The organism is Lysinibacillus sp. JK80 (assembly GCF_027557635.1).
Taxonomy (GTDB): Bacteria; Bacillota; Bacilli; order Bacillales_A; family Planococcaceae; genus Lysinibacillus; species Lysinibacillus capsici.
The window spans coordinates 3,186,081-3,199,381 of record NZ_CP058997.1 but is presented as its reverse complement, the minus strand read 5'-3'; the positions used below and the strand labels follow the sequence as shown (position 1 = coordinate 3,199,381).

General features: G+C 39.0%; 12 protein-coding genes and 1 other annotated feature. Of the genes, 11 read left to right on the top strand and 1 reads right to left on the bottom strand.

All coding sequences use genetic code 11. The annotated features are described in order from the left end of the window. Nucleotides 1-84: 84 nt before the first annotated feature. The 7 genes from HXV90_RS16090 (at nucleotide 85) to HXV90_RS16060 (ending at nucleotide 6,692) form a co-directional block, all read left to right on the top strand. On the top strand, nucleotides 85-912 hold the full coding sequence (locus HXV90_RS16090; RefSeq protein ID WP_004226624.1) for a cytochrome C assembly family protein: 828 nt from the start codon (nucleotides 85-87) through the stop codon (nucleotides 910-912). 18 nt (nucleotides 913-930) lie between these two features. Next, nucleotides 931-1,863: a hydroxymethylbilane synthase gene (gene hemC, locus HXV90_RS16085; protein WP_054550018.1), complete on the top strand. Its 933-nt coding sequence runs from the start codon at nucleotides 931-933 to the stop codon at nucleotides 1,861-1,863. Continuing rightward, nucleotides 1,853-2,614, top strand: coding sequence for a uroporphyrinogen-III synthase (locus HXV90_RS16080; protein WP_115674150.1), 762 nt, complete (start codon nucleotides 1,853-1,855; stop codon nucleotides 2,612-2,614). Before hemC ends, HXV90_RS16080 begins: the two co-directional genes overlap by 11 nt. Next, entirely contained in the window at nucleotides 2,611-3,591 is a 981-nt protein-coding gene (gene hemB, locus HXV90_RS16075; RefSeq protein ID WP_048395134.1) for a porphobilinogen synthase, read from the top strand. The genes HXV90_RS16080 and hemB overlap by 4 nt, the downstream gene beginning before the upstream one ends. Then, complete coding sequence (hemL, locus tag HXV90_RS16070) at nucleotides 3,592-4,884, top strand: glutamate-1-semialdehyde 2,1-aminomutase (RefSeq protein ID WP_048395136.1); 1,293 nt, start codon at nucleotides 3,592-3,594, stop codon at nucleotides 4,882-4,884. It begins immediately after the preceding gene. Nucleotides 4,885-5,400: 516 nt separating this feature from the next. After that, on the top strand, nucleotides 5,401-5,847 hold the full coding sequence (locus tag HXV90_RS16065; RefSeq protein WP_048395138.1) for an SRPBCC family protein: 447 nt from the start codon (nucleotides 5,401-5,403) through the stop codon (nucleotides 5,845-5,847). A gap of 170 nt (nucleotides 5,848-6,017) precedes the next feature. After that, nucleotides 6,018-6,692: a valyl-tRNA synthetase gene (locus HXV90_RS16060; RefSeq protein ID WP_269897590.1), complete on the top strand. Its 675-nt coding sequence runs from the start codon at nucleotides 6,018-6,020 to the stop codon at nucleotides 6,690-6,692. Here the strand turns inward: HXV90_RS16060 and HXV90_RS16055 are convergent. Continuing rightward, the gene (locus HXV90_RS16055; RefSeq protein WP_036124009.1) at nucleotides 6,669-6,863 is read right to left on the bottom strand and encodes a hypothetical protein; all 195 of its coding nucleotides are present in this window, start codon (nucleotides 6,861-6,863) and stop codon (nucleotides 6,669-6,671) included. The two genes, HXV90_RS16060 and HXV90_RS16055, sit on opposite strands and share 24 nt — an antisense overlap. A gap of 102 nt (nucleotides 6,864-6,965) precedes the next feature. Next, nucleotides 6,966-7,223 (top strand) — a binding site (T-box leader). An 80-nt stretch (nucleotides 7,224-7,303) separates the two neighbouring features. On the opposite strand from HXV90_RS16055, the gene HXV90_RS16050 reads away from it, so the two are divergent. The 4 genes from HXV90_RS16050 (at nucleotide 7,304) to HXV90_RS16035 (ending at nucleotide 13,267) form a co-directional block, all read left to right on the top strand. Further along, nucleotides 7,304-9,949 carry a valine--tRNA ligase gene (locus HXV90_RS16050; protein ID WP_048395142.1) on the top strand — a complete coding sequence of 882 codons (2,646 nt, stop codon included), beginning with the start codon at nucleotides 7,304-7,306 and terminating at the stop codon, nucleotides 9,947-9,949. A gap of 257 nt (nucleotides 9,950-10,206) precedes the next feature. Further along, on the top strand, nucleotides 10,207-10,605 hold the full coding sequence (locus HXV90_RS16045) for a hypothetical protein (RefSeq protein ID WP_048395144.1): 399 nt from the start codon (nucleotides 10,207-10,209) through the stop codon (nucleotides 10,603-10,605). A gap of 134 nt (nucleotides 10,606-10,739) precedes the next feature. After that, nucleotides 10,740-12,020, top strand: coding sequence for a bifunctional folylpolyglutamate synthase/dihydrofolate synthase (locus HXV90_RS16040; protein WP_208644739.1), 1,281 nt, complete (start codon nucleotides 10,740-10,742; stop codon nucleotides 12,018-12,020). Beyond that, nucleotides 12,017-13,267 (top strand): bifunctional folylpolyglutamate synthase/dihydrofolate synthase, encoded by a 1,251-nt coding sequence (locus HXV90_RS16035; RefSeq protein WP_269897589.1) that lies wholly within the window; start codon nucleotides 12,017-12,019, stop codon nucleotides 13,265-13,267. Before HXV90_RS16040 ends, HXV90_RS16035 begins: the two co-directional genes overlap by 4 nt. Nucleotides 13,268-13,301: the final 34 nt, after the last annotated feature.

The window sequence follows — 13,301 nt, the reverse complement described above, 5'->3', positions numbered from 1 at the left end:
ATGGTAAACTAAGGATACGAAAACGTTTTTTTGTTTTCTATGCTAAAATAGTTTATTAATTTCACGACAAAGAAGGGATGTCTATTGGCTGATTTGACCATGACGAGGCTCTATGAAGTGATGATCGTCTTGTATGCGATCAGTCTAGTTTTTTACTTTACTGATTATTTTTATAAGCAAGTACGTGCAAGACGCATTGCTTTTTGGCTTGTTTCATTTGTATGGATGATTCAAAGTGCCATTATCATTTTAACGTTTGTGGAAACGAAGCGTTTTCCGATTTTATCCTTGTCTGAGGGAATACTTTTTTATTCCTGGTTACTCGTGACGTTATCCATTATCCTTCATTGCATAGCAAGGGTGGATTTACCTGTGTTTATTATTAATATACTAGGATTTTTATTCGCTAGTATATTTACTTTTATGCCGAAACGTCCTACAGGAGCTGTCGGGGATACTTTAATTTCAGAGATGCTTTTTATTCATATATCATTTGCAATATTGTCTTATGCAGCTTTTACATTAACATTTGTGTTTGCCATTTTGTATCTCGTTCTATATCGATTGCTGAAAAAGAAAAAGTGGTCGCATTTATGGACTAGATTGCCTTCCTTGCAGCAGACAAGCAGCTGGATGAATATTTCATTTTTCATTGGAATTCCGATGTTATTTATAAGTTTAATATTAGGGTTTGAATGGGCACTATTAACATTAGAGAGTCTTTCGATTTTCGATGCGAAAATCATAGGGTCCTTCATTATTTTAATTTTGTATTGTTTTATCCTATATGTGAATCGCAAAAGCAAGCTGACAGGTACAACTTATGCATGGGTACATATTTATGCCTATCTATTAGTTGTTGTAAACTTCTTCTTAGGTAGTAGTTTATCGCGATTCCATTTATGGTATTAGAAGAAAGGTTGGAGACTGTTGAGAAAAATTATTGTAGGTTCTAGGAGAAGTAAATTAGCGCTAACGCAAACAAATTGGTTCATTAATGAATTAAAAGCGGCTGGTGCACCATTCGAATTTGAAGTAAAAGAGATTGTAACAAAAGGTGACCAAATTTTAGATGTACAGCTTTCAAAAGTAGGTGGGAAAGGGTTGTTTGTAAAAGAAATTGAACAAGCCCTTTACGATAAAGAAATTGACTTTGCTGTTCATTCTATGAAAGATATGCCTGCTGTATTGCCAGATGGGCTAGTGATTGGTTGTATTCCACCACGTGAAGATGCTCGTGATGCATTTATTTCGAAAGAGCATGTTAAATTTGCTGACCTTCCTGCGGGAGCAGTCGTTGGGACAAGTTCTTTACGTCGTAGTGCTCAGCTTTTAACAGTACGTCCTGATATCGAAATTAAATGGATTCGTGGAAATGTTGATACACGCTTAGCTAAGCTTGAAACAGAAGAATATGATGCCATTATTTTAGCAGCGGCTGGTTTGAAACGCCTTGGGTGGAGTGATGATGTAGTCACTGAGTTTTTACCTGTCGAACAATGTCTACCAGCTGTAGCGCAAGGTTCTCTTGGCATTGAATGTCGTGCCGATGATGCGGAGCTTTTAGCCGAATTAGGTAAGTTGACTGATTCATTCACTTGGCAAGAAGCACATGCAGAACGTGCATTTTTAGCTGCAATGGATGGTGGTTGTCAAGTTCCGATTGCTGGTTATGCCACTTCAAATGGGGAAGAAATTACATTAACAGGCCTTGTTGCTGCTCCAGATGCATCTGTTGTGTATAAGGAAACAGTAGTTGGCACAGATGCACAAAAAATTGGAGAAGAACTAGCTGCTAGTTTAACAAAACAGGGAGCTTTCGATTTAATTCAGCGTGTAAAGGCAGAGCAAGATGCCCAGTAATTTACCTCTAAAGGGTAAAACCATACTTTTAACAGGCACATCTAAGACAACAACCATTGTCGAAAATATAACAGCTTTAGGTGGACATGCCATCGTAGCCCCATTAATTGAAACTTGTGAACGATTAGATAGCAAGGATCCTGAACTATTGAACCGCGCTAAGCAATATGATTGGTTGATTTTTACTAGTCAAAATGCTGTAGAAGCTTTTGCTAGTAAAATGCTTCGACATCAATTTAATGCAAGTCATTTCAAAGGAAAAATAGCTTCCATTGGATCTAAAACAACAACAGCATTAGAAAATTTAGGATTTCAAGTGAGCTTTATGCCTTCCATATTTAGTGCTGATATTTTCGTTAAAGAATTTCCGAGTGTAGCGGGTGATCAACCGAGATGTCTGTTTATTCGAGGAGAAAAGGCGAAAAGTACGCTGAAGGATGGATTGCCTTTTGAATTAAAAGAATGGACAGTCTATGAAACGATAGAACGACATGATCAAACATCTGTTATTGTCAGTTGCATCCAGCAACATCAAAATGTTACAGTGATTTTTGCTAGTCCTTCAGCAGTTGACGTGTATGCAATGGAAGTTGTTCCACATATTGGCTGGGAAGCAGCTCGCATTGCAGCCATCGGTCATATTACGGAAGCAGCTCTTGAACAATACGGTGCTACTGTGGATATTATGCCAAGCGTTTATACAATGCAAGCAGTCATCGAAGAAATTATGAAAGTAGGGGACAAATCATGACAAAACTACAATTTCAAAGACACCGTCGTTTGCGTGCCAATGCAACGATGAGATCAATGGTAAAAGAAACATACTTACATAAAGAGGACCTGATCTATCCTATTTTTGTAATAGAAGGCGAAAATATTAAAAATGAAGTACATTCAATGCCTGGCGTTTTTCAATTTTCATTAGATAAACTAGAGGCAGAGGTGGATGAGGTTGTAGCATTAGGTATTCCTGCAGTTATTTTATTTGGCTTGCCAGCTGAAAAGGATGCGGTTGGAACAGGTGCATTTCATGATCATGGCATTGTGCAAGAAGCGACTCGACTCATTAAAACACGTCATCCTGAGTTGTTAGTCATCGCGGATACATGCTTATGTGAATTTACGGATCATGGACATTGTGGCTTAATTGAGGGCGATCAAATTTTGAATGATCCTTCATTAGATGTTTTAGCTCGCACGGCGATATCACAAGCAAAAGCTGGCGCTGATATCATTGCTCCATCAAATATGATGGATGGCTTTGTAACGGCAATTCGCGCTGGTCTGGATGAAGCTGGTTTTGAACATATCCCGATTATGTCCTATGCAGTCAAATATGCATCCAGTTACTATGGACCTTTCCGTGATGCTGCAGATGGTGCTCCGCAATTTGGTGATCGTAAATCCTACCAAATGGATCCATCAAATCGTCTAGAGGCATTCCGTGAAGCGGAGTCAGATATCGAAGAGGGCGCAGATTTCCTAATTGTCAAGCCTGCCCTTAGCTATTTAGATATTATTCGAGACATGAAAAATAACTATCCATTACCGCTTGTTGCGTATAACGTTTCAGGTGAATATGCAATGATTAAAGCGGCTGCTATAAATGGTTGGATTGAAGAGAAAAAAGTTGTGCTTGAAACATTATTAGGCATGAAACGTGCAGGCTCTGATTTAATCATTACGTATCATGCAAAAGATGCTGCACGTTGGTTGGAGGAGAAATAAATGACACGTTCTTACGAAAAATCAAAACAAGCCTATGCTGAAGCTGTTCAATTAATGCCGGGCGGTGTAAGTAGCCCAGTACGTGCATTTAAATCAGTAAATATGGACCCGATTTTCATGGAATCTGGCCATGGGGCAATCATTAAAGACATTGATGGCAATGAATATATTGATTATGTATTGTCTTGGGGTCCGTTAATTTTAGGACATACACATCCAGAGGTAGTGAAAGCAATTGCAGATACAGCTGCGAAGGGTTCTTCCTTCGGTGCTCCAAGCTATACAGAAAATCGCTTAGCTCAATTAGTATTAGACCGTTTACCAGGAATGGAAATGATTCGCTTTGTTTCTTCTGGAACAGAGGCTACTATGTCTGCATTACGTGTAGCACGTGGTGTGACAGGACGTGATAAGATCTTAAAGTTTGAAGGGTCTTATCATGGTCACGGTGACTCCTTATTGATTAAAGCTGGTTCTGGTGTTGCCACATTAGGCCTACCTGATAGCCCTGGCGTACCTGCAGATATCGCCCGCAATACGTTGACAGTTGCCTATAATGATTTAGAAGGGGCAAAAGTGATTTTTGAGAAATTTGGCACAGAGTTAGCTGCAGTCATTGTGGAGCCAGTAGCAGGAAATATGGGTGTTGTACCTCCACAACCAGGTTTCTTAGAAGGTTTGCGTGCACTTACTTCAGAGCACGGTGCATTATTAATCTTTGACGAAGTCATGACAGGTTTCCGCGTAGATTATGGCTGTGCACAAGGGTATTTTGGGGTAACGCCTGATATGACTACTTTAGGTAAAGTCATCGGAGGTGGTCTCCCTGTAGGCGCATTCGCTGGGAAAAAAGAAATTATGGAGCAAGTAGCACCAGCTGGACCAATTTATCAAGCAGGAACATTATCGGGGAATCCGTTAGCGATGACAGCTGGTTATGAAACGTTATCCCGTTTAGACCATGGTACGTATGATTACTTTAAAAAATTAGGGGATCAGCTTGAGGCTGGTTTCCGTGAAGCAGCAACTAAATATAATATCCCGCACACTGTTAATCGTGCAGGCTCTATGATTGGCTTCTTCTTCACGAATGAAGATGTCATTGATTTTGCTTCTGCTAAAACATCAGATTTACAATTATTCGCTGAATATTTCCGTCTAATGGCAGAGGAAGGTATTTTCTTACCTCCTTCTCAATTTGAGGGACTATTCATCTCAACAGCTCACACGGAAGAGCACATTGCGACAACAGTGGCAGCATTCCATAAAGTATTTGCGCAATTAGCGCAATAAAATTTGATAGAGCATGCTAGAATTATTTCTAGCATGCTCTTCTGCTGTTGAAAGGTGAAAATGGTTTCCGTTGTAGGCTACTTGCTTTCCTGTGGCTCACCTCTTTAGCTATCCCACGGGATTCAAGCGCCTTCCACTTCACCCCATAAAAATGATTCTTAATAGCAAGGTTTTCAAATAAAGTAAAAGTGTTCACTACTCATTTTATGTAGAGGTGTTGTCACTCACGAACGCCCCCTTGGAAAGGATGCTAGCGGAACGGAATAAACCCTCGCTTTGTAAAAATGCTTTATATCCCATTGACATTACCTTTTTTAATGGATTAAGCAGAAGGCATTATAGTGCTTGAGGAATACATGAGTAAAAAGGAACAATAGCATATATTTACTAGTAAGTACGCTCAACTATACTGGATGAAGGACCTGCTTTTGTCAAAATTACATCTTTCAGCATAGCCAAATTGTGGGCGATATCGTTTATAATATAGCTATTCATAAAAGAAGGTAGTGAATTGATATGGCAACAGGCACACACACGGTCGAAGTACCCGTAGGGATTGAACATGTATGGGATTTCGTTAGTGATATGGAAAAATGGGCAAAGCTTGTCCCTGGTTATAATGCACATGAAATGATTGATGAGAAACACTCCACTTGGACTTTTAAAGGCAATGTTGGCGTTTTGAAAAAAACAGTTGAAGTAGAAATTACAATCTTAGAATGGATAGCACCATCAAAAGTTACATTTGAATTAAAGGGGCTTTCTGATAACTTCACAGGAAATGGCTATTTCCTCGCAGAAAGTATCGACGCTGAAAATACTAAAATGACAGGATTCTTAGAAGTCATTGCAGGCGGGTTAGCTGGCCCTGTTCTCAATCCGATTTTTAAACCGATCGTACCAAAGGCAACACAAATGCTAACAGATCGTGTAGCTAATAAAATTAAATTAGTAAATGTTTAATGATACGAACATCCATGGGAATGGCATGCTAGACTATTACTTCTAGCATGCCATTTTTTTAGTAGTATCTATTTTTAACTCTGTTCAAATGGCAACATCCTAGCATACTATCCTTCAAATCGTCATATGATGCAAAGGGAGGGATTATTATCGAACACAAAACTTGGAATATGCGCGAAACATTTTGTTTTCCTGGATATGGCTGCCCAACTGAAATAGCAGCTGTTCAAATTAAGCCACAGTGGCAGGCAATGCAGTTAGAGGATTCTTTGCGACTTATGGGCATCTATCATATCACCGCACACGTTCGCTTTGATTTTCAAGATATGCAAGCATTTACGGAAAATGAAGATTTAATTACAATTGATGCCCTTGATATTCAAGGAGATACTGGTTATTTTGAGTATGCCGTTCCTTTACATGTGGATTTACCAAAAGAATCAGATGTCAAAGATTTAATGGTCAAGGATATTCGCCCTAGTCTAACAAATCAGATGTGTCAGCTTGAGTGGACAGTCACAAGCGCTTTCAATGAGTATGAACCTGTTGTTGAAAAAGATGTGTTAGACAATCCGCACCTATCAACACATGCTTTCGAACAAGAGGAGACATTGGCTGCAATTGAAGAAAGTGTTCAAGTGAAACAACCTGCCGCAGTAGCAGCAGCTTCACGCCAAGAGAATTCTACAACAGTTGACCAAAAAGCTGTATTAAGAGAATCCTCAAGCCATATTGTTGTACGCGAATCCAGTACTTGGCATGAAGTGCCTTCTATGATTTGGGATCTAACAGAAGAATATACACCGCTTAAAGTTCGTGTTTCAAATGATGTCTTTCAAAAGTAAATAGCAGAGAAGTAGCAGGAGTAATAAGAAGACTAAATCACCTGATGTTGGCACAATAATGACACGGATAAACTGAAAAGCACAAATCGGCACGATGATGGTTCTGCAATAAAAACGAACTTGTCGTAGCCAAGGTGGTAAAAGCCAAGGGTTATACTTGCGTCGTCGCATTTGAATTGTCACTTCCTTTTCTATTTACTTTCCTCTTACTAAAAGATGACTAAATCACTTGAAAAATGACACGATCCTGCGGTACAATAAGGAAAATCAAATACAGATGCTATGATAGGGAAGAGTAAATTTTGACTACATTTTCAGAGAGGAAACGGTAGCTGAGAAGTTTCTATTTGTACGAAATTGAAGGTAGCCCTTGAGCAGCTTTAGTGAACTAATAGTAGTTAAAGCCGGTTAAACACCGTTACCGAATTGAGAGCCAGTAGAATAGGCTGAGAAAATATGTTATTTAATATTTATCTTAACCCTGCTGGAATTAAAGGTGGTACCGCGAACTAAAACTCCTTCGTCCTTTTAGACGAGAGGAGTTTTTTTATTGGGTAAAAAATAAATAGTATTTCTTTACCAACAGTTTTCAAACAATAGGAGGAGTCAATATGACAGAAAACATTTCAATGCCAACTAAATATGACCCACAGTCCATTGAAGCTGGTCGCTATGAATGGTGGTTACAAGGGAAGTTCTTCGAGGCACAGCCTGAAAGTGGGAAAAAGCCCTATTCAATCGTTATTCCACCACCGAACGTAACAGGTAAATTACACCTTGGTCATGCTTGGGATACAACATTACAAGATATTCTCATTCGTATGAAACGCATGCAAGGCTATGATGCCCTATGGTTGCCAGGTATGGACCATGCTGGTATAGCAACACAGGCAAAAGTAGAAGCCAAGCTGCGTGAGGATAATATTACACGTTATGATTTAGGACGTGAAAAATTCCTCGAAAAAACATGGGAATGGAAAGAAGAGTATGCTGGACATATTCGTGATCAATGGGCAAAGCTTGGTCTTGGATTAGATTATACACGTGAACGTTTCACATTAGACAAAGGTCTTTCAGATGCCGTAAAAACAGTTTTTGTTCAGTTATATGAAAAAGGTTTAATTTATCGTGGTGAACGTATTATCAACTGGGACCCAGCAGCAAAAACAGCATTATCTGATATCGAGGTAATTTATCAGGATGTGCAAGGTGCCTTCTATCATATGAAATATCCATTAGCTGATGGCTCTGGCTATGTAGAAGTTGCTACAACACGTCCCGAAACAATGCTTGGTGACTCTGGGGTAGCTGTTCACCCGAACGATGAGCGTTATCAGCACTTAATTGGTAAAAACGTTATTTTACCGATTGTAGGTCGCGAAATTCCAATTGTTGCTGATGAGTACGTTGATATGGAATTTGGTACTGGGGTTGTAAAAATGACACCAGCCCATGATCCGAACGACTTTGAAGTTGGTAATCGTCATAATCTAGAGCGCATTCTAGTAATGAATGAAGACGGCACAATGAATGATCTTGCTGGCAAATATAAAGGAATGGATCGCTTCGAATGCCGCAAGCAAATTGTTGCTGATTTACAAGAAGCAGGTGTGTTAATTCGCATTGAAGAGCATATGCATTCAGTAGGACACTCTGAACGTTCTGGTGCTGTTGTTGAGCCATATCTTTCAGCACAATGGTTCGTTAAAATGCAACCACTTGCTGATGCTTCCCTAGAGCTGCAAAAGGACGAAGAAGGGAAAGTAAACTTTGTTCCTGCTCGTTTTGAAAACACATATTCCCGCTGGATGGAGAATATACGCGATTGGTGTATTTCTCGTCAATTATGGTGGGGCCATCAAATCCCAGCCTGGTACCATAATGAAACAGGCGAAATATACGTAGGTAAAGAAGCCCCAGCAGATGCAGAAAACTGGACGCAAGATGAAGATGTACTAGATACATGGTTCTCTTCAGCACTATGGCCGTTTTCTACTATGGGTTGGCCAGATGAAGCAAATGAAGAATATAAACGTTACTATCCAACAAATACATTAGTAACAGGCTATGATATTATTTTCTTCTGGGTTTCTCGAATGATTTTCCAAGGCCTTGAGTTTACAGATCAACGTCCATTTAAAGATGTGCTAATTCATGGTTTAGTACGTGATGGTGAAGGGCGTAAAATGAGTAAATCACTTGGCAATGGTGTTGATCCAATGGATGTCATTGAACAATACGGTGCAGATTCATTACGCTACTTCTTAGCTACTGGTTCATCACCTGGTCAAGATTTACGCTATACAACTGAAAAAGTTGAAGCAGTATGGAACTTTGCCAATAAGATTTGGAATGCATCACGTTTTGCGCTTATGAATATGGATGGTATGACATATGATGAGATCGATTTAACTGGTGAAAAATCTGTAGCTGACAAATGGATTTTAACGCGCTTAAATGAAACGATTGAACGTGTAACCTCTCTTGCAGAGCGTTATGAATTCGGCGAAGTTGGCCGTGAATTATACAATTTCATTTGGGATGATTTCTGTTCTTGGTATATTGAAATGGCAAAATTACCACTTTACGGTGAAGATGAAGCAGCTAAAAAGACAACTCGATCTATTTTAGCTTACGTACTAGATCAAACAATGCGTCTTTTACATCCATTTATGCCTTTCATTACAGAAGAAATCTGGCAGCACTTACCACACGAAGGTGAATCTATTACAGTGGCAGCATGGCCAACAGTACGCACAGATCTTCATTTTGCTGATGAAGCAGATAATATGAAGCTCCTAATGGATATTATACGTTCAGTACGTAATATTCGTGCGGAAGTAAATACACCGATGAGCAAAAAAGTACCGTTGTTTATTTCAGCGAAAGATGCAGCAACAGCAGCTGTACTTAAAGATAATCAAGCATATCTAGAAAAATTCTGTAATCCTGACACTTTAACAATTGGTGAAGGTTTAGAGGCCCCAGGACAATCAATGACTGCTGTTGTGACAGGAGCACAGGTATTCCTGCCTCTTGTTGGACTGATCAATCTTGAGGAAGAAATTGCCCGTCTTGAAAAAGAATTAGAGAAATGGGCAAAAGAAGTAAAGCTTGTTACAGGTAAATTATCGAATGAGAAGTTTGTATCGAAAGCACCGGAAGCGTTAGTCAACGCAGAACGTGAGAAATTAGCAGATTACGAAAGCAAGCATGCAGTTGTGTTAAAACGTTTAGAAGAATTAAAAAATATGTAAAGACGAAGCAATGGATGACGAAAAAGTCATCCATTGCTTTTTTTATGTAGAGCTAAAGATATACATTGAATTAGGAAAAAATATATAGTATTATTTTAAATAAATTGGTCTAATAGATGATGTGCAGCGCTGAACTAATAGGAAACAAAACCTAATTTCATGTTATTTAGCCGTGAAAAACCAAATCTAAATAGATGGTTTTTTAGATAGACAGTCTTTATTAGTAAAGAAAATAAGAGCCAATGGAGGTGTTGAGAATGTCAGGAAATATTGCAACCATTATTACAAAAGTCAACAAAGCATGTGATGAATTAGACTTTGTAAGCGCGAGAGTATTGATCGAAACGAATCTCTTAAAATTATCCGAAGCAAAGTATTATCGTTTATTGAATACAAGTGGCCGTGTCCTGATTAAGCACATATTAGCAAATAGTAATCCCCAACAGGATAGCACTAAATTATCACGAACAGATTTATTAACGATCCAAAAAATTAATGAATATTGCTCAGATTTTGATATATCGATGCTAAAAAGAACGTTAAAAAATGCTTTTGACTTAGTGCAACGCCCAGATGTTCATCCATTATTAAATAGTGATGCAAAAACCATTTTAAATAATATGGGTGCTTTATTAGGTGCTCACAAAGTACACTAAAATAATATTAATACGAACACGCAGTTGCTAGCTGCGTGTTTTTTGTATTTTGTCATTTTGCTATGTTATTAAACGTTACTTGTACTAAAATAAAGATATTGCAGTAAGAAGGAGTGTTTCTTTTGTTTAACACAATGAACGAATGTACAAAATTTATTTTTACATTAAAAGCAGTTGATCATAAACGTGCGCCACTTGTCCTTATGCGGGAAGTACTAGGACATTTAGATGAACCTCACAATAAGCTAAGAGTAATCCATGTAGCAGGTTCAAATGGTAAAGGTTCTACGGTGAACGCATTAAGAGAAATGCTTCAACATGCAGGCTACACTGTAGGGGCATTTACGTCTCCACATTTAGAGCGAGTTAATGAACGTATGACCATTAACGGCCACCAAATTTCGGATGAGCAATTTCTCTACTATTTCAATAAACTTGCGAAAATTATAGAAGAACACTACAATGGTGAATTTCCAAGCTTTTTTGAGGTAGTTACACTCATTATGTTTCAGTATTTTGCACATGAAGGTGTAGATATAGCGCTTATTGAGACAGGGCTTGGAGGGCGTTTGGATGCGACAAATGTCGTAACACCGCTTTTAGCTATTATTACAACGATCTCGTTAGAGCATACAGCCTTTTTAGGCGACACTTTCGCAAAGGTTGCCGCTGAAAAAGCTGGCATCATCAAGGAAGGCATACCAGTTGTTGTAGGTGTTCATAATGAGGAGGCATTGGCTGTCATTAAAGCCACGGCAGAGGAACGACATGCGACGTGCTATGTTTTAGGTCAAGACTTCATGGTGACAAATAGTTGGCAAAGTACTGACTATCAGCATTTTACATATGAAAAGGACCCTGTCTTGATGAAGGATGTACCATTAAAAATGGCTGGTCAACATCAAATAAATAATGCAAGTTTGGCAATCACAGCCATACTAACATTACGTGAGCAGGGGGCAATTGTCATTACTGATGATTCTATTTGTCAAGGTCTACAATGTGCGCAATGGGCAGGCCGCTTTGAGCAATGGCCGAATCAAATTGTGCTAGATGGTGCTCATAATTCAGAGGGTACAGCTGCTCTGATCCAAACACTAAAAAATGTCTATCCAAGAAACAATTATCACTTTATTTATGCGGCATTAGCAGATAAGGATCATGGTAACAGTATAGAACTAATGGATGCTGTTGCCACCTCGATCACTTTTACACAAATAGATCTACCGAATGCAATGCCTGCTGAAAGCTTAGCGATGTTGTCGACTCATGCAAATAAAACGGTTCATATAGAATGGCTAAAAAGCCTTCAAACAGTATTACAAGAACGCCAAAAAGAGGATATTGTTGTCATTACAGGCTCATTATATTTTATAGCACAAGCTCGACAGTGGCTACAGGAGGAAGGACGATGATCCCAAACTTTGATCATTATAAAGAGAAATGGCAGGTTAAAAGTGAGGATATCATTAAACCAGGTCTTACAGCGATTGAAGAGGCTTTATCATATTTAGGTAATCCTGAGCAAACTTTGCGTGTTGTCCACTTAGCGGGCACAAATGGCAAAGGCTCTACGTTAACATTTCTAGAGGCAATTGCACAAGAACATGGCTTACGCGTGGGCAAATTTATGTCACCATGTATCGTTGATGTTCATGACCAAATTCAAATAGCTGGTCAACCTATAACAGAGGCTGAAATGGATCAAGTTTTCCAACAGATGCATGATGCTGGGCTGAGTGGCAAACTAACCGATTTTGAATTGCTGACGGTGGTGGCATTTTTACATTTTGTCAATGGGCAGGTGGATATTGCGCTGATTGAAGCGGGAATGGGTGGTTTATTGGATAGTACAAATGTGGTAACACCTATTGTCTCTATTATCCCAAGTATTGCTTTAGAGCACACAAAGTTTTTAGGGGATACGCTTGAAAGCATTGCACACCATAAAGCAGGTATTATTAAACAACAACGTCCAGTTATTATTGGTGATTTGCCTGATGAGGCGAAGCGAGTTGTGGATGCAGTAGCCGTTCGAAAAAAAGCCACTCTATTTGCATTAGGTCAGCATTTTGCCATTAAGCAAACAACTGATGGAGAAAGCTATATGAATGACGTACAGCAGTTCCAAATTGCGAACCTGAATCGTTCTATGAAGGGGACACATCAGGGAAACAATCTGGCTCTCGCCATTACAGCATTTTTTGAAGTGGCGTCAGAATTAGACGTGTCTATTGATCAAACAGCTATTCGTCAAGCTGTGCAAAAGGCCTCTATTTTGGGACGCTTTGAAGAAATAATGCCTTTCGTTATATTGGATGGTGCGCATAATCCTGCAAGTGCTGAAAAATTAATAGAAACGATTCAGTGTGAATATCCAAATGAGCAGATAACATTTGTCGTTGGCATACTAGCAGATAAAGATGTTCAGCAGATTCTCGGAATTCTAGAGCAGGTGAGTGATGACTTTTACTTCGTCGATTTTGCTAATTCACGAGCAATGCCAGCACATCAAATGGTCAAACTTTCTCATGCAACATCGAAAACAACCTTGCTTGACTATGCATCCTTTATACAGGCACAATCACATAGACAGCAGAGAACCATTGTAGCAGGCTCGTTATATTTATTAACAGAGGTTCGTCATAGATTAAAACAATGAAATAACTAGGGCTCTTGATAGTGAGTCCTAGTTT

Coding starts and splice junctions, on each gene's coding strand:
- HXV90_RS16080 (WP_115674150.1), top strand. CDS start 1,853: ATGCCCAGTAATTTACCTCTAAAGGGTAAAACCATACTTTTAACAGGC.
- hemB (WP_048395134.1), top strand. CDS start 2,611: ATGACAAAACTACAATTTCAAAGACACCGTCGTTTGCGTGCCAATGCA.
- hemL (WP_048395136.1), top strand. CDS start 3,592: ATGACACGTTCTTACGAAAAATCAAAACAAGCCTATGCTGAAGCTGTT.
- HXV90_RS16065 (WP_048395138.1), top strand. CDS start 5,401: ATGGCAACAGGCACACACACGGTCGAAGTACCCGTAGGGATTGAACAT.
- HXV90_RS16060 (WP_269897590.1), top strand. CDS start 6,018: ATGCGCGAAACATTTTGTTTTCCTGGATATGGCTGCCCAACTGAAATA.
- HXV90_RS16055 (WP_036124009.1), bottom strand. CDS start 6,863: ATGCGACGACGCAAGTATAACCCTTGGCTTTTACCACCTTGGCTACGA.
- HXV90_RS16050 (WP_048395142.1), top strand. CDS start 7,304: ATGACAGAAAACATTTCAATGCCAACTAAATATGACCCACAGTCCATT.
- HXV90_RS16045 (WP_048395144.1), top strand. CDS start 10,207: ATGTCAGGAAATATTGCAACCATTATTACAAAAGTCAACAAAGCATGT.
- HXV90_RS16040 (WP_208644739.1), top strand. CDS start 10,740: ATGAACGAATGTACAAAATTTATTTTTACATTAAAAGCAGTTGATCAT.
- HXV90_RS16035 (WP_269897589.1), top strand. CDS start 12,017: ATGATCCCAAACTTTGATCATTATAAAGAGAAATGGCAGGTTAAAAGT.